The sequence below is a fragment of the Kocuria rhizosphaericola genome (assembly GCF_044462205.1).
Classification (GTDB): domain Bacteria; phylum Actinomycetota; class Actinomycetes; order Actinomycetales; family Micrococcaceae; genus Kocuria; species Kocuria rhizosphaericola.
In genome coordinates, this window is the sequence record NZ_JBISWK010000032.1 from 17,244 (window position 1) to 38,797 (window position 21,554).

The window sequence follows — 21,554 nt, forward strand, 5'->3', positions numbered from 1 at the left end:
CCCGCGTGGGGTGCGGCGGCACCTACCCGCGCGAGGTCCCGGAGGTCCCGCCCGGCACGAGTCGGCGGGTGCCCTTCACGCCGAGGCCGATCACCCGCTCCAGCGGGCCCTGGCCCAGGGCACGGTGCCAGGCCACCGCGAACAGTGCTGCGATCGCCAGGTGGACCACGTACCACAGGTAGGGCTGGCCGTAGTGCACCTCGAAGGAGAGGGCCACCAGGTGGGCGGTGTAGAGGGTCAGGGTCATCAGTCCCATCGCCGAGAGCGGGAGCAGCCACGCCTCGGCCTTGCGGGCGATCAGCAGCAGGGCGCCCAGCACGGCCAGGCTCACGCCCAGGCTCGCCGCGATCGCCAGCGGGGTGTTGGCGTGCGGGGTGGCGATCGCCAGCCACCACACCGTGGAGGTCGGCAGCGAGTCCGGTCCCCACACCAGGACCTCGGCCAGTTCCTCCTCGCCCATCGAGGAGGCGTCCAGCAGCCGCTGGTAGCCGCCGAGGGCGTAGAGCAGGAAGTAGGAAGTGGTCCGGGCGAGGATCGCCACCCCGATGCCGACGACCAGCAGCCGGATCTGCACCTCGGACCTGCGCAGGTTCAACCGGCCCAGACCCATTCCGACCAGCAGGTAGGTCATGTACGGCAGGGCCGGATAGGACCCGGTGAGCAGCAGCTGGGAGGCCGTGGCCCCCGGCTCGGTGAGGACGGTGGTGAGGGTGGGGTTGTAGGAGCTCCACTCGGGCAGCTCGTTGAGCAGCCCCTGCATCAGCAGCGGGGACACGAGCCCGAAGACCGCCGCGGAGGCGAAGAGCACCTTCGGACCGGCGTGCAGCAACGGGATGGCCAGCAGGAAGAACACCCCGTAGTAGATCAGGATGTTGTAGACGGGCGGGTCCTCCGACATCAGCGTGCCGATCCAGAGCCCCACGATCGCGATCAGCACGGCTCGCACCGCCAGGCCGATCCGGTCGGCGGTCATGGTCCTGCCCTCGTGCGGGTGGCGCCCCCCGGAGGTCAGCCCCAGCCCGACCCCGGCCAGCAGCGCGAACAGCGCCGCGGAGTCACCGGAGAACAGGCGCCAGGTCAAGCTGGCCTCCCCGGTCTCCTCGTTCCAGGCCGGCAGGATGTGGATGGCCATCAACCCGATCAGCGCCAGCCCCCGGGCCGCGTCGATGCCCACTAACCGGCGTGTCGGTCGTACCAGTGCATCGCCCGGTCCCACCGGGGCGGTTCCCTCCGCCTGTGACATCGCGCTCATGACTCCCCCTGATCGAGCCGTCCCGTCAGGGCCGGCGAAGCGTGCGGCCCGTGGGGCCACGTCCATGGTCCCGGGGCATCCGGAACCGATCTGACTCCAGGGTGTCCGGCCCGTTCGGCGCTGACCTCGCGGGATCCTCAAGATTCTGTGAAGCTTCTCCGGCCGTCGTGGAAGAACCCTCGTGTGCGGCGGAGGGGCTTGCCCGCGAACCCTGCGCCGGCGTGCCCGGTTCCTGGTCCGGGCGGGAGGCCGCTCATAGACTGACGCCATGGTGGGTGACGCGGGCCGCAGCCCCTGTCCGAGCAGGACCAGGGGCCTGTGATGGCGTCCGGGGGCGACAGCCTGCGGGTGGAGGACCCGCACGCCACCGGCGTCGACGACGTGCTGGCGGCCTTGTCCGTGGACCCGGACACGGGGCTGTCCCACCCCGACGTCCTCCGCCGCCGTGAGCGCCACGGCCGCAACGAACTCGGCGCTCAGCAGAAGGTCCCCACCGCCCGCATCCTGCTGGACCAGGTGCGCAGCACCGTGGTCGTGCTGCTGGGCGTCGCCGCCGTGGCCGGGGTGCTGATCGGGGAGTACATCGAGGCGGCCGCCATCGCCGTCGTGCTGATCGTGAACACCGTCGTCGGCTTCGTCACCGAGCTGCGGGCGGTGCGCTCCGTCGAGGGGTTGCGCGGCCTGGCCTCGGCCATCGCCGACGTGGAGCGTGAGGACACTCGTGACGAGATCGACGCCGTCGAGCTGGTACCGGGGGACATGGTGAGCCTGGAGGCCGGCGACCGGGTGCCGGCGGACCTGCGTCTGGTGGAGGTCTCGGAGCTGACCGTGGTCGAGTCGGCCCTGACCGGGGAGAGCGATCCGGTGGAGAAGTCCCTGGAACCCGTCGACACCGAGGCAGGAATCGGGGACCGTCTCAGCATGGTGTTCATGGGCACCACGGTGCAGTCCGGCCGGGCCCGCGGGGTGGTGGTGGCCACCGGACTGGCCACCGAGGTCGGTCAGATCGCCTCGATGGTGGACCAGGCCGAATCCGGGCGCGCCCCGCTGCAGGAGGGCCTCGACCGGCTGGGCCGAACCCTGTCGATCGTGGTCGTCGGCCTGACGGGAGTGCTGATCGCGATCGGACTGTGGCGGGGCCTGGAGGTCGAGGAGGTCCTGGAAGTGGCCATCGCCCTGGCCGTGGCGGTCGTCCCGGAGGGCCTGCCCGCGGTCGCAACGCTGACCCTGACGGTGGGGATGCGGCGGATGGCTCAGCGCCACGCCCTGGTCCGGCGACTGCCGACGGTCGAGACGCTGGGCTCGACCACCGTCATCGCCTCGGACAAGACCGGGACGCTGACCACCAACGTGATGGAGGTCGTCGACCTCGTCCTGGCGGACGGCGTCGAGGAGCACGTCCTGTGGGAGTCCGCGGTGCTGGCCAACGACGCCGACCTGGCCGAGGACGGCGACGAGGTGGGCGATCCGACCGAGACCGCCCTGCTGCGTGCGGCCGACGCCGCCGGGACGGACTGGCGAGCGCTCCGCGCCGGCTGTGAGCGACGGGCGGAGGACCCGTTCGACTCCGAGAGCAAGCGGATGGCCGTGGTCGTCGACCGCACCGTCCACGCCAAGGGCGCCCCCGAGGTGCTGCTGTCCGGGCAGGAGCACGCGCGGCTGGCGAGGGCCGCCGAGGACATGGGACACCGGGCGCTGCGCACCCTCGCCATCGCCCGCCGCACGGTCGCCGAGGGGGAGATCGCCGACGGCACGGACCCCGGGCCGAGCGCCTACGAGGGACTCGAGCTGCTGGGGGTGGTCGGCATCCAGGACCCGCCCCGCCAGGAGGCCGTGCAGGCGGTCGCCACCTTCCGGGGCGCCGGGATACGGGTGGTGATGGTCACCGGTGACCAGCCCCGCACCGCCCAGGCGGTGGCCCGGCAGATCGGGATGGACGCCGCACAGGTGCTGACCGGCAAGGAGCTCGCCGCCCTCGACGCCGACCGGTTCGCCGAGATCGCCGGGGACGTGGACGTCTTCGCCCGGGTCGCCCCGGAGCAGAAGCTGCGCATCGTGCGGGCCCTGCAGGGCGCCGGGGAGGTCGTGGCCGTCACCGGTGACGGGGTCAACGACGCTCCCGCCCTGCGCCAGGCCGACGTCGGCGTCGCCATGGGCCGATCCGGCACCGACGTGGCCCGCGAGGCCGCCGACATCGTGCTGATGGATGACGATTTCGCCACCATCGAGGCCGCGGTGGAGGAGGGCCGGCGGATCGTGGCCAACATCCGCCGGTTCGGGCAGTTCCTCTTCAGCTGGCACCTGGGCATCGTGCTGCTGATCGCCACCAGTCTCACCGCCGGGTTCAGTGCTCCGCTGGCGGGGCTGATGATCCTGTGGAACAACCTGGTCATCGACGTCATCCCCTCCTTCGCCCTCGCCCTGGAACCCGGACGAGAGGACGCGATGGAGGACCGGCCCCGGCCCAAGGACGAACCGGTGCTCGGCCGGGGCACCCTGGCCCGCATCATCGTCCAGGGCGTGCTGATCGCCTCGGTGGGGCTGAGCGCCTACTTCCTGGCACTGGGCCCGCTGGGGCTGCCCCTGGCCCAGGCCCAGACCACCACGTTCGTCGCCGTGACCACCGCGCAGCTGCTGGCTGTGTTCAACGCCCGTTCCGAGCACGGCTCCGGTTTCACCGGAGCCACCCGCAACCTCTACCTCTGGGCGGCACTGGGCATCACCGTGGCACTGGAGGCAGCTGCCCTGGGCATCGCCCCGCTGCGGGAGGTGCTGGGACTGGAGCTGCTGCCGGCCGGCGGCTGGTGGGTCGCGGCCGCCCTGGCACCGTTGCCGCTGGTGCTCACCCAGACGGTGCGCATCGGCCGCGCACGCGCCCGGTCGCACTGAGCGGGACACCGCCCCGCGCACGAGTTCTCCCGGCTCGACCGCGGGAGCCGGGGATCTCGGCCTGAGGCGCCCGGGACCTCGGCCGACGGGGCTCAGGCGGTCCTGAGCTTGTGGCTGTCGTCGCGGACCTGCCGGACGAGCTCCTCGAGCACGTCCTCCAGGGTGACGGTGCCCTCGACGCCGCTCCACTCGTCGAGCACGAGGCCGAGGCGGGCCCCGGAATTCCGCCTCAGGGCCAGGACGACGGAGGTGGGACGGGCCGCCCTCGGGAACAGCTCGGCGTCGGTGAGCGGGCTCACGACCCGGGCGGCCCTCCCCAGCAGGGCCGCAGCAAGCACGGAGTGCAGGAGCACCAGCCGGGAGAAGCCTGAGAACCAGGAGAGCCGCGTGAGTCGCCGGGCGATCCGCCGCTAAGCTCGGGGCGTGACCGGACTCAGCGGAGCGGCTCTGCTCGAAGTTCTCAGCGCCGCCGCCACCAACGCCGGTCTGGCCCTGGTGACGGCGGCCCTGATCATCCGCGGCCTGCACGCCCGGTGGCACCGGGTGGAGGCCATCCATGTGCCCCGGGACGGGGCGCACTGGCTGCGCTGGCACACCACCCGCTACGAGATCCACGAGGAGGTGTGGCATCCTCCGCCGGCGTCGGCCCCGGCGCCCGGGGCCGACGTGATCGTCCACTACCACTCCCGGCACCCGGAGCAGTGGAGACTGAGCACCCCGCATCGCCCGGCCTGGGCCCTGGCGTTCTGCGGAGCAGGCCTCGTGCTCCTGGGACTGGTGCTGCCGGTGCTGCAGCAGGCCTGAGCATCCGGCTCACCGAGCGGGGGACGACCTGTCGTGGTGACCGTTGAGGAAGGCCACGGCCTCGTCGTGCGGCGCCGGGCACAGCGCCGTCGTCCAGCCCAGCGGCACCGGGCAGCACGCGGGCCACAGGCACGCCCGGCCGTGGCCGTCGATCACCACGCGCGACTCCGTGGAGGGGTCGTCGAAGAGGTCGGGGATGCTCATCATGGGGGCGCCTTCCCGTGGATCGCCGGAGTGGGTGATGCGGTCGCGACGGAACGACAGCGAGGGCGCGCCGGGTGGCGAGGGCCGGCGCACCCCGGCTGCCGCTCCGTCGCGACCGAGTGGCGGGCGGGTCAGGGCAGCTGCGGGTCCACGCCGTAGTGCTCTGCCAGCTGCGTGATCACCGCGTGGGCGCCCTGGACGCTCACGGAGGCCACGAAGGTCTCGTCGTCGACCGGCAGGACCTCGCCCTCGAGCCGCTCCCAGAGCGGGTTGGTGGTGAAGCGCTCCTCCTGCTCCCGGGAGGCCTCGCCCTCGGCGCCGTCCGGGGCCCACGTGCTGACCATGACCAGGTCGGCGTCGGCCTCGAGGATCTGCTCCTGGGACAGGGGGACGAAGATGCTCTCGGTCGTGTCGGGTGCCCCCTCGGGGCGGGGGATGCCCATGTCGGCCATGATCTCGCCGATGAAGGAGTCCGAGGAGTACAGGCGGGCGGTGTCCTCGCCCGCGAAGCGCAGCAGCGAGTAGGTGGCGTCGGGGTCCTGCTCCAGGATCGCCTCGCCCACCGCGGCGGCGCGCGCCTCGTAGTCGGCGACCTCCTGCTCGGCCTGCTCCTGCTTGCCCAGCGCCTCCCCGAGGAGGACCACGTTCTCCTTCCACGTCGGTCCCGTGGACTCCGAGAACACCGTGGGGGCGATCTTCTCCAGCTGCGGGTACAGAGCCTCCTGCCGGACCTTGGCCGAGACGATGAGGTCCGGTTCCAGCCCCGCGATCTGCTCCAGGTCCGGCTCGGCGATCGTGCCGACGTTCACGGCCTCTGCCGTCTCTGCAGAGACGTCCCCCAGGTAGTCGGCGAACGGGTCCTCCGGGTCCTGGCGGTACTCGGCGTAGCCGACCAGCTCCGCGTCGAGCAGCAGCGCCGCGTCCACGTAGCTGGGATCCAGCGCGACCACGCGCTGGGGCTGCTCCTCGATGACGGTCTCGCCCATCGCGTGCGTCATCGTCAGCGGGTACCCGGCGGCCGTTGCGCCGGCCTCGGCCGGCGCTGAGGACCCAGCGCTGGGCTCGGCGGAGGACTCGACGGCGGACTCGGCGCTCGGCCCGGTGCCGCCGCACGCCGTGAGGGTGAGCAGGGACAGGCCGAGGGCGGCGGCGGAGAGGGTCTTTCCACGGTTCATGGGGAGGGCCTTCTGTTGGGCGGATCGGACGGAAGATGAGGTGAGGCTTACCTCACTGTGGCAGACTGTAGCAGTCCGCTCGGCATTAGCTCACACTTCTCTGACGTAATCGAGGTGGCATGGTCCCGTCCCTGGCAACCCGGCCTCCGCGTGCCCCGGTCTTGCACCGGGGGCAGCGGCTGGCCGTGCTGCTCGCGGTGGCTCTGGGTGCCGTGGTGCTGAGCATGTGCGTGGGCGGGCGGCCCTCCACCCCGGCCGAGGCCTGGCACGCTGTCCTCACCCCCACGGGCACCGTCATGGACGTGACCATCCGCGAGCTGCGCTGGCCGCGCACCGTCACCGCCGTGGTGGTGGGAGCCTGTCTCGGCCTGGCCGGAGTGCTGGTCCAGGGCCACACGCGCAACCCGATCGCCGACCCGGGTCTGCTGGGGATCAACCAGGGCGCGGCCCTGGCGATCGTCGGGGTGACCGCCGCGGTCGGCACCGTGGCCCCGCTGACCCAGGCCCTGCTCGCCTTTGCCGGTGCGCTGGTGGCCGTGGTGGCGGTCTTCCTCATCGGCTCCGCCGCCCGGCACGGGGCCACGCCCATCACCCTGGTGCTGGCCGGAGCGGCGGTCTCGGCCCTGTGCACCGGGCTGGTCTCAGGCATCGTGCTCCTGAACGACCAGGCCCTGGACACCCTGCGCTTCTGGCAGGTGGGCTCCGTCGCGGTCCGCAACGGCTCCCTCGAGGTGCTGTGGCCCTTCCTGGCCCTGGGGCTCGTGCTGGCCGTCACCAACGTCGGCGCGCTGAACAGTCTGTCCCTGGGCGAGGACGTCGCCCGGGGCCTCGGGGTCTCGGTGCTGCGGGCCCGCATCGCCGGCATCGCGGCGATCACGCTCCTCGCCGGGGCGGCGGTGACCCTGGCCGGGCCGATCGCCTTCGCCGGACTCGTGGTCCCGCACGTGGCCCGGGCCGTCATGGGCACGGACTACCGGTGGCTCGTCCCCGCGGGCGCGCTGGCCGGGGCGGCCATGCTGCTGCTGGCCGACACCGCCGGCCGGGTGGTCGCCCGCCCCGGGGAGCTGTCGGTCGGCGTGGTGCTGGCCGCCGTCGGCGCACCGTTCTTCGTCCACCTCGCCCGCCGCCGGAAGCCGGCCACCGTATGACCTCGGCACCCACCGCCCCGACCCGGTCCCGCACGCCGTCCGCCGCGCCGGGAAGTTCGCCGCAGCGGCCGTTCCGCTCCGTCCGGGCGCTGCGCGCCGGACCCGTCTCCGTGCGGGTGCACCCCCGGGCGCTGGTGATCTCGGCGGTGCTGGTGGTGCTGGTGAGCGCGGCCGCGGCCGTCCACGTGGCCGTGGGCGGCACTCCCATCCCGTACCCGCAGGTCCTGGCCGCGCTCGCCGGCCGGGCCCCCGACGCCGCCGTGCAGCTGGCGGTCGTCGAGTTCCGCGCCCCGCGCACGGTGGCCGCGGTGCTGGTGGGCGCCTGCCTGGCCGCCGCGGGCGCCATCACCCAGACGGTCGCCCGCAATCCGCTGGCCAGCCCCGACATCCTCGGGGTGACCTCCGGTGCCTCGGCGGGTGCCGTCGCTGTGCTGATCCTCGGCCAGGGCGGAGCCGCCGGGCTCAGCGGTGCGGCCGCGACCGTGGGGATGCCCGCCGCGGCCTTCGTCGCCGGCACGGCCAGCGGCGTGGCCGTCTACCTGCTGGCCTACCGGCACGGGGTCGACAGCTACCGGCTGATCCTGGTGGGGCTCGGGATCTCCGGGTTCACCACCGCGGTCACCACCTGGATGCTCACGCTGGGCGACGTCACCAGCGCCGCCCAGGCCCTCACCTGGATGACGGGCTCGCTCAACGGCAAGGACTGGCCCCTGGTGCGCCCCATGGCCGCCGTCGCGGCCGTCCTGGTGGCCGCCGCGGTGCTGTCCGGGCGGTCGCTGCTCGTCACCTCCCTCAACGAGGACACCGCGGTGGGCCTGGGCCTGCGACTGGGACGGGTGCGGGTGGTGGCACTGAGCCTGGCCGTGCTGCTGGCCTCGGTCGCCACCGTGGTCGGCGGCCCGCTGGTGTTCGTGGCGCTGGCCTCCCCGCAGATCGCCCGCCTGCTCGCACGGGCCCCGGTGCCGCCCGTGACCGTCTCGGCCCTGGTCGGGGCGCTGTTCGTGCTGGTCGCCGACACCGCCGCCGCCAACCTGCTGGCCGTGCCCCTGCCGGTGGGGGTCGCCACCGCCGTGCTGGGCGCTCCCTACCTCATCCACCTCGTCCTGCGATCCCAACGGAGGACCACATGAGCCCCCTGCCCGCCACCGCCCGCCTGGAAGCCCGGGACCTGACGCTGGGCTACGACGGGACGCCCGTCGTCGAGCACCTGTCCCTGGCCGTCCCGGACGGCCGCGTCACCACGATCGTCGGCCCCAACGGGTGCGGGAAGTCCACCCTGCTGCGCGGGATGGCGCGCCTGCTGCGCCCGCTCGGCGGGGCCGTGACCCTCGACGGCGAACCGCTCGCCCGGCTGTCCACCCGGCGGATCGCCCAGCGGCTGGCCGTCCTGCCCCAGGGGCCCACGGCACCGGAGGGCCTCACCGTGGCCGACCTCGTCTCCCGCGGACGCCACCCGCGGCAGCGCTGGTACCAGCAGTTCTCGCACACCGACGAGGACGCCGTGCACCGGGCGCTGGAGGCCACCGGCATCGCCGAGCTCGCCGAGATCCCGGTCGACGAGCTCTCCGGCGGGCAGCGCCAACGGGCCTGGATCTCGATGACGCTCGTGCAGGACACCGACATCGTGCTGCTGGACGAACCGACCACGTACTTGGACCTGGCCCACCAGGTGGAGATCCTGGAGCTCGTCCACCGGCTCAACCGGGACCAGGGCCGGACCGTGGTCATGGTGCTGCACGACATCTCCCTGGCCGCCCGGTTCTCCGACCACATCGTGGCCATGGCCGCCGGGCGCGTCGTCGCCCAGGGAACTCCCGAGGAGGTCGTGACGGCGGAGCTGCTCGCCGAGGTCTTCGGACTGCGGGCGCTGATCGTGCCGGAGCCGGTCGACGGCCGGCCGCACGTCATCCCGCTGGCCCGGGTCGCCGCGGACTGACCTCCGGCCGGCCCCGCGGGAATTGGGGCACGAAAAAATTCGCTATCCATCGTCCCTGGTGAGGCGCATCCTGGAGGTGTCCGACAGGGTCGGGGCAGCAGGCTCCGACCCGGAGATCGTCCCGGAGGAGAAGTCATGGCCACCACCGAGTTCGTTCCCGTCTCCGACTGCACCGTGGGGCAGTGCTCGTTCAACCACGACCACGAGTGCACGGCCCACGCGATCACCGTGACCGGTTCCTCGGGCCACGCCCACTGCGGCACGTTCATCTCGCTGGGCCCCGACGGCGGTCTGCCCACCGTGCACGCGGAGGTGGGGGCGTGCCAGCGCAGGGAGTGCGTGCACAACGAGCACCTGATGTGCACGGCGGACGACGTGAAGGTCGGTGCGGGCACCGACGAGGCGGACTGCCTGACCTACCAGGCCGCCTGATCCGGCCCGTGGCGTGCCCGGTCAGCGGCCGGGCATCGGCGGCGTAGCGTAGGGCGTCCGGGAACGGTCAGGAGGTCGCGCCCGGACCGCCCTGCCGTCCCCCAAGGAGTCGATGCCCGTGGAACCCCTGCCGCTGGAGCCCCTCACCCGCTTCCTGACCGTGGAGCACGCCGCGGACCTCACCGGGCTGGCCGCGCGCATCCCGGGCTCGGGCTTCCTCTGCTTCTACCCCAACGACGAGGAGTACACGGGCTTCGTCGACGCGACGGGCCGGCTCTGGCTGCGCGGCGACGACGCGACGCCCGCCCGGGAGCTGCTGGAGGTCCTCGAGCCGCCGTTCCGCATCGCCTACCCGGTGGCTCCGGCCGTCACCGGCGACGAGGAGGCCATCGTCTCCGCCGGGGTGCTGCAGACCCCCGAGGAGCTCGAGGCCTACCGCGCCCGCTTCGCCGACGTCGAGGGAGAAGCCGACCTCGACCACCAGGCCCACGCCGTGGACGCCGTCGGCCAGCACTGGACCCTGATGGCCGGCGCCGATCCGGGAGAGGTGCTGGCCCTGTGCTTCGGCCGGGACGAGGCCGGCGTGCCGTTCTCCGAGCAGACGACGTTCACCGCGGAGTCCCTGCCCCTGCCGGTCACCGTGGTGGAGCTCGACTGAGCTGAGCTCCGCGGCGGCGTGCAGCGCGCTGCTGCCCCGGTGCAGCCGGCCGGCGTGCGCGGTGGGGCGGCTGGCCCGCCCCGAGGTCCTCCGGTTCCCGGGGGCCGTCGGGGCCTCCACGGGCACGCGCCCCTACGGGCGGCGCTGGGTCTCCCGGACGGCCAGGAGACCACCGGCCAGGAACACCGCGGTCGCGCCCAGCACGACCAGCAGGGGGGCGGTCCAGCCTCCGGTGCCGGAGTTCAGTGCGCCGACCAGGGGAGGGCCGACGGTCGCGGCCAGGTAGCCGCTGCCCTGGATGCGGGCGGAGGTCCCCGCGGCCTCGGCGTCGGTGCGCACGACGCGCGCGACGAGCGAGAAGATCACGGTGAAGCCCCCGCCCTGGGCGATGCCGCCGATGGCGGACCAGACGAGATAGCCCTCGGGTGCGATCAGCAGCCCGAGGGGCAGGGTGATCCACAGGGCGCCGACGACGGCCACCGGCGCCCACGCCGGGGTGCGGGCGGTCAGCGCGGGCACGCCCAGGGCTCCGGCGATGGCGGCGACCTGGAACAACGAGGCGCCGGCTCCGGAGGCGGCCAGGCTCAGTCCGCGGGTGTCGGCCAGCAGGGTGGGCAGCCAGGCGGTGATGGAGTAGTAGGAGAAGGCCTGCCCGCAGAAGGCGAAGGTCAGCCACCAGCCGATGCGCCGGATCCGACCGGTGCCCCGGACCGTGCCGGACGCCCCTGTGGTGGTGGGCGGTTCGGTGCGGGACGCGGGGGAGGCGGGCGGCGCGACGGCCCGACGGCGCGCCACGGCCAGCCAGAAGACGAGGGCCGCCACTGTCAGGAGGCCCCAGGCGACCAGCGCCCAGCGCCACCCGACCACCGCGGCCAGCGGCGCGGTGCCCAGGGCGGTGATCATCGACCCGACATTGAGTGCGGCGGTGTAGGCGGCGGTGACCATGGGGATCCGCCGCCAGGAGACGTCGCGGCGGATGATCACCGGGACCACGATGTTGCCGACGGCGATCGCGGCGCCGATGACCACGGTGCCCGCCAGGACCACCGCTGCGGGCCCGGCCGAACGGATCACGGTCCCGGCCAGGACACCCGTCAGGCACACCAGGATCGCCGCCTCCGGTCCGAAGCGTCCGATCAGCTTCGAGGCCAGCGGTGTGATCAGGGCGAAGAGCAGCACCGGCAGGCCCGTGAGCAGGCCCGCGGTCGCCGCCGAGAACCCCAGATCGGATTGGATCTGCGTGATGACGGGTGTCGGGGCGATGATCGGCCCGCGCAGGCTCAGCGCGGCGAGCACGATGCCGGTGACGACCCACGCCAGGGCGCGCGGCGGGACGGAGCGTGTGCTCATCTCGGTCCTCCCGTGCGTGCAGCGGCCTCCTGCCGACGGGCAGAGTCTTCCGCCAGCTTGCCAGATCCGTGCCTGACCCGGGGACCGGCGCTCCTGGGTCCCACCGGGTCGGCCAAAAATGAATGTGATCCACCTCACACAAATCGGCGCTCGCGGGATACCATGTCAGGTATGTCGGATCTCAGCCGGTTGTTGGACCTCGGATCGATATGCCTGGACGAACCGGCACAGGACTGGCGTGCCGCCATCGCGCTGGCCGGTGAGCTGCTCGAGCGCCAGGGCGCCACCAGCAGCGAGTACACGCAGGCCATGATCACCAGCGTCGAGGAGAACGGCCCGTACATCGTGGTGGCGCCGGGCTTCGCCTTCGCCCACGCCCGGCCCTCGGAAGCGGTCCACCGCACCGCGATGTCCTGGGTCCGGCTGGCCCGGCCGGTGGAGTTCGGGCACGAGTCGAACGACCCCGTGACCCTCGTCGTCGCCCTCTCCGCGAAGGACCAGAAGGAGCACCTGCAGGCCATGCGGAAGCTGGCCACGCTGCTGGGCTCGCCGGAGACCCGGACCGCCCTGGACCGGGCGAGCACGCCCGAGGAGGTGCTCGCCCTGTTGACGGAGGATGCCCCGGCGCCGTCCGGGGCACCGTCGACGGCGGAGGAGGCTCCGGCGTCACCCGCCGAACCGGCGGCGACGACAGCGGCGGAGGCGTCCACGGACAGCCGCAACAAGATCCTCACCGTCTGCGGCAACGGCCTCGGCACCAGCCTGTTCCTCAAGAACACCCTGGAGCAGGTGCTCGACCGCTGGGGCTGGAGCCGGTACCTCACGGTCGAGGCCACCGACACCATCTCGGCCCGCGGCAAGGCCAAGGAGGCCGACCTGATCCTCACCTCCGGGGAGATCGCCCGCACCCTGGGCGACGTCGGCGTTCCCGTGAAGGTGATCGAGAACTTCACCAGCACCACCGAGCTCGACGCCGCCCTGCGCGAGCTCTACGACGTGTGAGAGCAGGCCTCCCGTGAACTGGCTCGTCAGCATCCCCGAGTTCCTGGTCAGCGAGATCCTGGCCGTCCCGGCGTTCCTCATCGGCATCATCACCGCGGTCGGTCTCGCGGCACTGCACAAGGGTGTCGGCCAGATCGTCGGCGGCGCCATCAAGGCGACGCTCGGCTTCCTGCTCATCGGCGCCGGGGCCACCCTCGTCGTCGCGTCCCTGGAGCCCCTCGGCGCCATGATCCTGGGCGCCACCGGCGCCCAGGGCGTGATCCCCACCAACGAGGCCATCGCCGGGATCGCCCAGGCCCAGTACGGGGCCCAGGTCGCGTGGCTGATGATCCTCGGCTTCGCCGTCAGCCTCCTGCTCGCCCGGTTCACCCCCCTGAGCTACGTCTTCCTGACCGGGCACCACGTCCTGTTCATGGCCACGCTGCTGACCATCATCCTGGCCACCGCCGGCTACGACAGCTGGGTGACCGTCCTGCTCGGCGCCCTGCTCCTCGGCATCCTGATGGTGTCCCTCCCGGCGCTCGCCCACCCGTGGACCCGCAGGATCACCGGCGACGACAGCGTGGCCATCGGGCACTTCGGCACGGCCGGATACATCGCGGCCGGAGCGGTGGGGCAGGCCGTGGGCAAGAAGAGCCGGTCCACCGAGGACACGAAGCTGCCGGAAGGACTGCGCTTCCTGCGCGACTCCATGGTGGCCACCGCACTGTCCATGGCGCTGATGTACGTGGTCCTCGCCGTGCTCTTCCTGGTCCGGGCCGGGACCGCGGAGGCCTTCACCGCGTTCGACGGCGGCGCCACCGGGGTGGGCAACTACATCATGATGTCGATCACCCAGGGCCTGCAGTTCGGCGTGGCCGTCGCCGTCATCCTCTTCGGCGTGCGCACCATCCTGGGCGAGCTCGTCCCCGCCTTCCAGGGCATCGCCGCGAAGGTCGTCCCCGGCGCCATCCCGGCGCTCGACGCCCCGATCGTCTTCCCCTACGCGCAGAACGCCGTGCTGCTGGGCTTCATCTCCAGTTTCGTGGGCGGCCTGGTCGGGCTGTTCGTCCTCTCCGTCTGGCTGAACCCCGCCATCGGCATCGCGCTGATCCTGCCGGGACTCGTTCCTCACTTCTTCACCGGCGGCGCCGCCGGCGTCTACGGCAACGCGACCGGCGGGCGCCGTGGTGCTCTCGCGGGCGGTTTCGTCAACGGCCTGCTCATCACGTTCCTGCCCGCGTTCCTGCTGTCGGTCCTGGGGACATTCGGCGAGGAGAACACCACCTTCGGGGACGCCGACTTCGGGTGGTTCGGGATCGCCGTGGGCTCCGCCGCCAAGATCGGGTCCGTCGGCGGCATCGTGGTCATCGCGCTGATCGGACTGGCGGTGCTGACGCTGGCGATCGTCGTGCAGCGCAAGGTGGTCGACGCCCGGTGGGATCCGTCCCCGGGCCGCGTCTGGCCCGGGGGCGCGGGCGGTCGGGAGGCCACGGAGGTGGCCGCATCAGGTCCCTCCCTCGCGCATCCCAAGATCGCTCCGCCGAAGGGCGCCCCCGCACCACCGCCGCCTCCGCGCTGAGGCCCGCGGCCTCCCGCGCCGGGGTCGCCGCCTCCGCCCCGGAGGCGGGCGGACTCAGGAGTTGCGGCCCCGCGCGGCCACGGTCCAGCGCTCCAGCAGCTCCCCGCCGCGCACCACGGCCACGTCGTCGACGAGGTTCATGGTCAGGCACACGTGGTTGGGGATCACACGCAGGCGCTCGCCGAGGGCCGGCAGCGCGGTGTCCTCGGGCCAGACGACGGTGGCGTGGTGCTCGGACAGGGCCGTGATCCGGGCGTCCGGGTGGTCCATCAGCCGCCCGCAGCCGGTGGCCCAGGCCGGCCGGTCGCTGCCGAGGACCTTGCTGCCGGCGTCGAGGACCACCCGCCGCGGCACCCCGTGCCCGCCCTCGTGCCGGCTGACCACGGTCGAGGCCACGGTCAGGGCGACGTCCTCGAGGGCGCACCGGCCGAGTTCCAGCTGCTGGGCGTCGCCGAAGACGTAGACGCCCGGCCGCACCTCCGTGGCCGCGGTGCTGTCGGTCAGCAGCGCGCTGGGCGTGGATCCGCCGCTGCGGCGCGACACCTCGAAGCCCGCGGCCTCCAGCCGCCCAGCCGCCCGGTCGAGGCCCTGCTGCTCCTGCGCGGCGGCCTCGACCGGCATGCCCGGGGCGTAGCTGTGGCCGGGGAAGGTGAAGACGCCCTCGACGTGCAGTCCGGCCCGGGCCGCCGCCCGGGCGACGTCCGCGGCGGCGTCCGGGTGGACCCCGCTGCGGTGGTGGCCGCTGTCGATCTCCACCAGCACGGCGATGTCCCCCGCGGCGTCCCCCAGTTGCTCGCCCAGGGCGGCGGCGGCCTCGGCCGAGTCCGTCCCGACGCTGATCCGGGCGGTGGCGCTCAGTCGGCGCAGGCGCTCCGCCTGGCGCGGGCCGACCCACAGCGGATACGCGACGAAGAGGTCGTCCGCCCCGTGCGCGGCGAAGACCTCGGCCTCCCCGAGCGTGGCCACGGTCAGCCCGGCCGCGCCCGCGGCGAGCTGCAGCGCCGCGATCTCCGGGACCTTGTGCGTCTTGACGTGCGGGCGCAGCCGCAACCCGCGGCCACGCAGGGTCGCGGCCATCCGCTTGATGTTCCGCTCGAGCACGTCCCGGTCGATCAGGACGTCGGGGGTGTCGATCTCTTCGGGGATGCGGTGCATGGTGCTCCTCGCTGCCGGTGTCCGGCGCACTCCTTTCGGCCCATCATGTCAGCCCGGTCCCGAGGGCGGAGGAGTGCTCGACCGCCGAGTGCGTCGTGCAGGGGCAGGCCACGGGCCGCGTTCGCCGGGCCCTGTCCGGTCCTGCGCAGTTCCCAGGTGCCTTCTTGTGCACGTCGAAAGGGGGGATGCCATGCGGACCATCTCCTGGTCGGGATCGCGGACCGACCACCCCGCGACCCTGGACGCTGTCGTCGACGACCGCGAGGAGGTCGTCATCACCCGCGCCGGCCACGAGCCGGTCGCCGCGGCGATCCGCAGCACGTCGTCGCCAGCGATGACCTCCACCCGGCGAGGCCCGAGGAAGCAGGTGTGCCCGGTGACCAGCAGCACCGAGTCCAGCTCGTCGAGCATCGAGACGTTCGCGGCCCGCATCGCGGCGGTGAGGGAGTTGCGGCGGGCCACGGCGGCCTCGAACCACTGCCGGGGGTCGTCCTCGCGCGCCAGTGGCTCAGCCGTACCCCTGCGGTCCGTGGCACGCCCCGGTCCCGGGGCACGGGGAGACCTGCGGCGCGGTCCTGCGGCGGGCCTTCTGGTCGCACGGTGTGCCCGCCCTGTGGGCGGTTCATGGCCGGTGCCCCGGAACGGGCGCATCGCGATCGAACCAGATCTAGACAGGTGTCTAGTTCTCTGTCAGGATTGCCGCACACCACCACTGTGAGGCAGCGGACACCGCATCGACGCGAGACTGCGGGCCTCGGGAACGACAGGAGCCCCACATGGAACTGGACGGCAGGATCGCGGTCGTCACCGGCGCGGCCTCGGGCATGGGCCTGGCCGCCGCCAAGGCGCTCACCGAGGCGGGCGCCACCGTCTACGGGATCGACCTCCGGCAGGAGGCCCTCGACCGGGAGTTCACCGGCCTGGACCGAGCCCGCGGCTTCGCCGTGGACATCTCCGACTCGCTCGCCGTGGACCGGGTCTTCGCCCAGGTCGAGGCCGACCACGGCCGGCTGGACGTCCTCGTCAACGCCGCCGGGGTCTCCACCCCGAACAGGGAGAAGCAGGCGTGGGTGGACGAGATCAACAACCGGATGATCGAGTCCTTCAAGACCGGGGAGCCCTACCACCCCGAGTTCCTGGGCGGCATCACCGACGAGGACTTCGACCGCGTGGTCGCGATCAACCTCAACGGCACCTTCTACACGATCCGCGCCGCCGTCCCGCTGCTGAAGAAGGCCGGCCGCGGCTCCATCATCAACTTCGCCTCCGTGGCCGGGCTCATCGGCCTGCCGATGCCGGCCTACTACCCCGCGTCCAAGGCCGCGGTCGTGGGCCTGACCAAGGCGGTGGCCGCGGAGCTCGCGCCGTTCGACATCCGCGTCAACGCCCTGGCGCCGGCCGGGATCAACACACCGATGTTCACCGCTTCCGGCGAGGACCACGTCGCCGCCCTGCTCGCCCTGCAGCCGCTCAAGCGCGTGGCCGAGCCGGAGGAGATCGGCCGCACCGTCCTGTTCCTCGCCTCGGACGCGGCCGGGCACTACACCGGCCAGACGATGTCGCCCTCCGGCGGCGCCCTCATGCTCTGAGACCCACCCAGCACCTTCGAACGGAGAGCACCCGTGCAGCACACCGCGGTCCAGGAGACCACCATCACCGACGTCCCCGGCCTCGAGGGCCGTTTCCTCGAACTCCTCGACGAGACCGTCCGCGAGGACATCGAGCGCGGCGAGTACCACGGCGCCAACGTCGTCGTCGCCCGCCACGGCGAGATCGCTCTGCGGGGCAGCTACGGCCTCGCCGACCTCGACGCCGACCGGCCCACCCGGCCCGACGACGTCTACCGCATCCTGTCGATGTCCAAGGGCTTCACCAACGCCCTGATCCACCGGGCACTCAGCGAGGGCAAGCTCATGCTCTCCACACGCGTCGTCGACCTCATCCCCGAGTTCTTCGGCGCCGAGCCGTTCCGAGCCGCCCGCAAGGACCGGATCAACCTCGCCCACCTGCTCACCCACCGCGCCGGCATGCCTGCCACCCCCAACCCCGGCCTGGGCCCCGAGGGTTTCGCGGTGCTGGCCGACGTCATCTCGGCGCTGAGCGGTGTGGACGTGGTGCACGAGCCGGGCACGAACCTCAACTACTCCGCGGCCATCAACCACGCGCTCATGGGCGAGATGGCCCGCCGCGCCTACGGCGCCGCCTCCTTCCGGGCCCTGATGCAGGAGAAGGTCTTCGGGCCGATCGGCATGGAGCGCACCCGGTTCGGCATGCCGGACGAGTGGCAGGACCGCGCCGTGCCGCTCAAGGTCATCGTGGCCAACGACTCCTGGCTCAAGCCGGAGGATATCGAGTGCCTCAACGACGTCATCGACCGTCCCGACGCCGAGATGCCCTGGGTCGGCGCGGTCTCCACGATCGACGACGTCTTCGCGTTCACCGAGATGCTGCGCAACAAGGGGCGCACCGCCGCGGGGGAGCAGCTGATCGGGGAGTCCGTGCTGGACCTCGCCACCATCAACCAGACCGGCGAGCAGATCAACGACCTCTACGGCATGGTCGCCACCGCCCGGAAGTGGGACCTCCCGCCCGGGAACATGGGCCTCGGCCACGCGCTCGCCGGCACCGGCACGCACGCCCGCTTCTTCGGGCCGTTCGTCTCCCCGCGCACCTTCGGCTCCTACGGCGCCGGCTCCTCCCTGCTGTGGGTGGACCCCGTCTCCGACGTCACCTTCTGCTTCCTCTCCTCCGGGGTGATGGACGAGGGCGACAACGTCGCGCGCTTCCAGAAACTGTCCACGATCGCGGCCTCCGCCGTGATCAGCGAGTGAGGACGCTGCCATGACCGCAGTTCACGACGACGCCCGCCCCACCGGCCGCTGCCCCGTCGCCCACGGCTTCGACGCCATGGGGGACGACTACTACCGCGACCCCGCGCGCCACTTCGCCGAGGTCCGCGACGCGACACCGGTGTTCTTCTACCCGTACCTCAACGCCTGGATCGTCACGAAGCGGGAGGACTGCCTCGCGGTGCTCTCCGACTGGCAGACCTACTCCTCCGCCGCCAACTCCGCCGCCGACGTCCCCGAGAAGTACCGGGAGGTCTACCCGCCGGAGCTCGTGGCGAAGATGATCGTCGGGCAGGACCCGCCCGGCCACACCGAGGCCCGCTCCGTGGCCCAGCGGGGCTTCGTCAAGGAGCGCATGGACCGGCTCCAGCCCGAGATCGAGGCCCGCGCCCACCGGATCATCGACCGCTTCGAGAACAACGGCTCCGCGAACCTGCTCGAGGAGTACTCGCTCGAGCTCACCACCCAGACGATCATGGCGCTGCTGGGCCTGGGCTACGAGCACGAGGCCATGATGCGCCAGCTGCGCGACGACCTCTTCGCCGTGCTCTCCTCCGCCCACGAGCCGCTTCCCGAGCCGAGGCGCTCCGAGGTGTGGGACCGGTTCGTCGCCGCCAACCTCGTGCTGCGGGACATCATCGACTCCCGCCGCGACTCCGACGCGGACGACATCATCTCCGTGATGGCCTCCGCCCGGGCGGAGGACGGCTCGTACGCCCTGCCCACCCCGCAGATCGCGCTGCACGTCTCCGAGTTCGCGGCCGCCGGCACGGACACCACCGCCCAGGCCATGACCAACGCCGTGATCTTCCTGGCCCAGCACCCCGAGGTGCTCCAGGACGCGATCGACGAGCCCGAGCTGTGGCCCCGGGCCTTCGAGGAGACCGTGCGCCGCCGTCCCTCCTCCACGTTCACCTCCCGGCGGGCCACGCGCGACGTCGAGCTGTCCGGGGTGCGGATCGCGGCGGGGGAGATGATCTGGATCGCGCTGGCCTCGGCGAACACCGACCCGGAGCACGTGGAGCGGCCCTTCGAGTTCGACATCCACCGCCCGGACCCGGCCGACCACCTGGCCTTCACCGCGGGACGCCACACCTGCCTGGGCAATCCGCTGGCCCGCGTCCAGGGGGCCACCGGCCTGAGGGTGCTCTTCGAGCGGCTGCCCTCCCTGCGCCCGGACGAGGCCGAGGAGCTGGACTTCCTGCGCATGGCCCTGCTGCCCGTGCGGCGATCGCTGCAGGTGTCCTGGGACGTGGCGGACGTCGAGCGCTCCAAGGAGCGGACCGTGCGCACCCTCAGCCTCGAGGTGCTGGCGCGGACCGAGGCGTCGGACGGCGTCGTCGCCCTGACCCTGGGCCACCCCGACGGCGGTGAGCTGCCGCGCTGGAAGGCCGGGGCGCACGTGGACGTCCACGTGCCCAACGGCGAGCTCGAGCCGTTCGTGCGGCAGTACTCCCTGTCCTCGGACCCCGCGGAGCGCACCACCTACCGGATCGGCGTGCTCAAGGAGGTCTCCGGGCGCGGCGGCTCCGCGGCCGTGCACGAGGCCCTGGTGCCCGGCTCCCGCGTCACCGTCTCCTGGCCGCGCAACAACTTCCGGCTCGCGCCCTCGCCGAAGTACCTGTTCGTGGCGGGCGGGATCGGCATCACCCCGATCCTCGCCATGACCCGGGAGGCCGAGCGCGCTGGGGCCCAGTGGGAGCTCGTCTACGGCGGGCGCACCCGCTCGTCGATGGCGTTCCTGGCCGAGCTGGCCGTCCACGGCGATCGGGTCGAGGTGGTCCCGCAGGACGAGCGCGGGCTGATCGACCTGCCCGGACTGTTCCGGCAGGTCCGCGAGGACACCCTGGTCTACGCGTGCGGGCCCGAGCCGCTGCTGCACGCCGCCGAGGAGTGCACCGCGCACTGGCCCAAGGACTCCCTGCGCCTGGAGCGCTTCGCGCCCAAGGCCGTGGAGCGCACCGTGCCGGACACCGCCTTCGAGGTGGAGTTCGCCGAGTCCGGGACGGTCGTCCAGGTCGGCTCGGAGCAGACGATCCTCGAGGCCGCCGAGCAGGCCGGGCTCCCGGTGATCTCCTCGTGCAAGACCGGCACGTGCGGCACCTGCGAGACGCCCCTCCTGGCCGGCCGCGCCGACCACCGGGACTCGATCCTCTCGACCTCGGAGCAGGAGACCGGGGCGACCGTGATGATCTGCGTGTCCCGGGCGGCGGCCGGTTGCCCGCGGCTGGTGCTCGACCGGTGAGCTCCGACCGCTGAGCCCCGACCACGGCCCGGGCGGGCCGGGTCACTCGCCGAACAGCTGCGCCCACTGCCGGGCCAGCGAGGCGATGACCCGGTCCTCCCGCTCACGGTGGCCGCGCAGGTACAGGAAGTAGAAGTTGCGCTCCAGGCTCATCATGAGGGTGACCATGTGCACCTCCCGGTCCAGCCGCTCGTCCTCCGAGCGGCACCCCCGGTAGAGCGCCGTCTGGGCGGAGGACACGCGCTGCACCATGCCCAGCCACTCGCCGAGCACCTCCGGATCGGTGGCCATGGCCTGGGCGATCGCCTCGAACTCGGTGGCGTAGCGGAACCACATCTGCCGGGCGGTCTCGAGCCATCCCCGCATGGCCTCCGGGGTGTGCGCCGGCATCCGGTCCAGGAGCGCGTAGAGCTCGGCGATCTCCGCCTCGATCTCGCGCATCCGGGCCATGACGAGCTGCGGCTTGCTGCGGAAGTACAGGTACAGGTTGGCGCGGCTGCCCCCGGCGGCGGCCGCGATCTGCGCCATGGACGTCTGCTCGTACCCCTGGTCCTTGAACAGGCGCAGCGCCTCGTCCACGAAGCGCTGCCGGGTGGCGGTGCTCTTGGCGGTGCTCTTCACGGTGCGCTCGGGCATGCGGGTCCTCGGCTCCTCAGGGTCGGTGCTCCCACTGTAGAGCCCGTCCCGTCGACGCCGCTGCGGGTCCAGCCGGGGCGAGGCCCCGTTCAGTGCGAGCATCGAGCAGCCTTCACACCCGCTTCACCTGGGCTTATGCCCTGACGGCCATGTTCTTCAGCACCTACTCTGGGTGGACTGGGTCGTGCTCGACCGAATCCGAAGGTGGCACCATGTCCGTCCTCGCCCTGCGCCGACACCTGCCGTCCGGCACCACCG

Annotated in this window: 19 protein-coding genes; 12 read left to right on the forward strand and 7 right to left on the reverse strand. The window is 72.6% G+C overall.

Features of this window, described 5'->3' with window-relative positions; translation table 11 throughout:
- Positions 1-22: 22 nt before the first annotated feature.
- A complete protein-coding gene (locus ACH9D2_RS02655; RefSeq protein WP_396361202.1) occupies positions 23-1,174 on the reverse strand; it encodes a heparan-alpha-glucosaminide N-acetyltransferase domain-containing protein in 1,152 nt (383 codons plus the stop codon).
- Between the two features lie 399 nt (positions 1,175-1,573).
- Here ACH9D2_RS02655 and ACH9D2_RS02660 point away from each other — a divergent pair, with 399 nt between their 5' ends.
- Positions 1,574-4,141, forward strand: coding sequence for a cation-translocating P-type ATPase (locus ACH9D2_RS02660; RefSeq protein ID WP_396361258.1), 2,568 nt, complete (start codon positions 1,574-1,576; stop codon positions 4,139-4,141).
- Positions 4,142-4,233: 92 nt separating this feature from the next.
- Here the strand turns inward: ACH9D2_RS02660 and ACH9D2_RS02665 are convergent, their stop codons facing one another.
- Complete coding sequence (locus ACH9D2_RS02665; protein ID WP_396361203.1) at positions 4,234-4,494, reverse strand: hypothetical protein; 261 nt, start codon at positions 4,492-4,494, stop codon at positions 4,234-4,236.
- 70 nt (positions 4,495-4,564) lie between these two features.
- Between ACH9D2_RS02665 and ACH9D2_RS02670 the strand changes: the two genes are divergently transcribed.
- Positions 4,565-4,945: a hypothetical protein gene (locus tag ACH9D2_RS02670; protein WP_396361204.1), complete on the forward strand. Its 381-nt coding sequence runs from the start codon at positions 4,565-4,567 to the stop codon at positions 4,943-4,945.
- A 9-nt stretch (positions 4,946-4,954) separates the two neighbouring features.
- Here the strand turns inward: ACH9D2_RS02670 and ACH9D2_RS02675 are convergent, their stop codons facing one another.
- Positions 4,955-5,152, reverse strand: coding sequence for an MbtH family NRPS accessory protein (locus ACH9D2_RS02675; RefSeq protein ID WP_396361205.1), 198 nt, complete (start codon positions 5,150-5,152; stop codon positions 4,955-4,957).
- 128 nt (positions 5,153-5,280) lie between these two features.
- Positions 5,281-6,324 (reverse strand): ABC transporter substrate-binding protein, encoded by a 1,044-nt coding sequence (locus tag ACH9D2_RS02680; protein ID WP_396361206.1) that lies wholly within the window; start codon positions 6,322-6,324, stop codon positions 5,281-5,283.
- A gap of 119 nt (positions 6,325-6,443) precedes the next feature.
- On the opposite strand from ACH9D2_RS02680, the gene ACH9D2_RS02685 reads away from it, so the two are divergent.
- The 5 genes from ACH9D2_RS02685 to ACH9D2_RS02705 all read left to right on the forward strand — a co-directional run bounded on the left by ACH9D2_RS02685 (position 6,444) and on the right by ACH9D2_RS02705 (position 10,498).
- Positions 6,444-7,472, forward strand: coding sequence for an iron chelate uptake ABC transporter family permease subunit (locus tag ACH9D2_RS02685; protein ID WP_396361207.1), 1,029 nt, complete (start codon positions 6,444-6,446; stop codon positions 7,470-7,472).
- A complete protein-coding gene (locus ACH9D2_RS02690) occupies positions 7,469-8,602 on the forward strand; it encodes an iron chelate uptake ABC transporter family permease subunit (protein ID WP_396361208.1) in 1,134 nt (377 codons plus the stop codon). Before ACH9D2_RS02685 ends, ACH9D2_RS02690 begins: the two co-directional genes overlap by 4 nt.
- Positions 8,599-9,408, forward strand: coding sequence for an ABC transporter ATP-binding protein (locus ACH9D2_RS02695; RefSeq protein ID WP_396361209.1), 810 nt, complete (start codon positions 8,599-8,601; stop codon positions 9,406-9,408). The genes ACH9D2_RS02690 and ACH9D2_RS02695 overlap by 4 nt, the downstream gene beginning before the upstream one ends.
- Before the next feature lie 135 nt (positions 9,409-9,543).
- Complete coding sequence (locus ACH9D2_RS02700) at positions 9,544-9,840, forward strand: DUF1540 domain-containing protein (RefSeq protein WP_396361210.1); 297 nt, start codon at positions 9,544-9,546, stop codon at positions 9,838-9,840.
- A gap of 112 nt (positions 9,841-9,952) precedes the next feature.
- A complete protein-coding gene (locus ACH9D2_RS02705; RefSeq protein WP_396361211.1) occupies positions 9,953-10,498 on the forward strand; it encodes a hypothetical protein in 546 nt (181 codons plus the stop codon).
- A 132-nt stretch (positions 10,499-10,630) separates the two neighbouring features.
- Here ACH9D2_RS02705 and ACH9D2_RS02710 read toward each other — a convergent pair whose 3' ends face one another.
- A complete protein-coding gene (locus tag ACH9D2_RS02710) occupies positions 10,631-11,848 on the reverse strand; it encodes an MFS transporter (protein WP_396361212.1) in 1,218 nt (405 codons plus the stop codon).
- 171 nt (positions 11,849-12,019) lie between these two features.
- Here ACH9D2_RS02710 and ACH9D2_RS02715 point away from each other — a divergent pair, with 171 nt between their 5' ends.
- Together ACH9D2_RS02715 and ACH9D2_RS02720 are read left to right on the forward strand one after the other, a co-directional pair.
- Complete coding sequence (locus ACH9D2_RS02715; RefSeq protein WP_396361213.1) at positions 12,020-12,850, forward strand: PTS sugar transporter subunit IIA; 831 nt, start codon at positions 12,020-12,022, stop codon at positions 12,848-12,850.
- Between the two features lie 13 nt (positions 12,851-12,863).
- Positions 12,864-14,411: a PTS ascorbate transporter subunit IIC gene (locus ACH9D2_RS02720; protein ID WP_396361214.1), complete on the forward strand. Its 1,548-nt coding sequence runs from the start codon at positions 12,864-12,866 to the stop codon at positions 14,409-14,411.
- A 54-nt stretch (positions 14,412-14,465) separates the two neighbouring features.
- Here the strand turns inward: ACH9D2_RS02720 and ACH9D2_RS02725 are convergent, their stop codons facing one another.
- Positions 14,466-15,566: an alanine racemase gene (locus tag ACH9D2_RS02725; protein ID WP_396361215.1), complete on the reverse strand. Its 1,101-nt coding sequence runs from the start codon at positions 15,564-15,566 to the stop codon at positions 14,466-14,468.
- Positions 15,567-16,342: 776 nt separating this feature from the next.
- Between ACH9D2_RS02725 and ACH9D2_RS02730 the strand changes: the two genes are divergently transcribed.
- From ACH9D2_RS02730 to ACH9D2_RS02740, 3 genes are read left to right on the forward strand one after another with little or no spacing between them, the layout of a single operon-like run.
- On the forward strand, positions 16,343-17,155 hold the full coding sequence (locus ACH9D2_RS02730) for an SDR family NAD(P)-dependent oxidoreductase (RefSeq protein WP_396361216.1): 813 nt from the start codon (positions 16,343-16,345) through the stop codon (positions 17,153-17,155).
- 33 nt (positions 17,156-17,188) lie between these two features.
- Complete coding sequence (locus tag ACH9D2_RS02735; protein ID WP_396361217.1) at positions 17,189-18,397, forward strand: serine hydrolase domain-containing protein; 1,209 nt, start codon at positions 17,189-17,191, stop codon at positions 18,395-18,397.
- 10 nt (positions 18,398-18,407) lie between these two features.
- Positions 18,408-20,660, forward strand: coding sequence for a cytochrome P450 (locus tag ACH9D2_RS02740; protein WP_396361218.1), 2,253 nt, complete (start codon positions 18,408-18,410; stop codon positions 20,658-20,660).
- Between the two features lie 42 nt (positions 20,661-20,702).
- Here ACH9D2_RS02740 and ACH9D2_RS02745 read toward each other — a convergent pair whose 3' ends face one another.
- Positions 20,703-21,296 carry a TetR/AcrR family transcriptional regulator gene (locus tag ACH9D2_RS02745; RefSeq protein WP_396361219.1) on the reverse strand — a complete coding sequence of 198 codons (594 nt, stop codon included), beginning with the start codon at positions 21,294-21,296 and terminating at the stop codon, positions 20,703-20,705.
- Positions 21,297-21,554 lie beyond the last annotated feature (258 nt).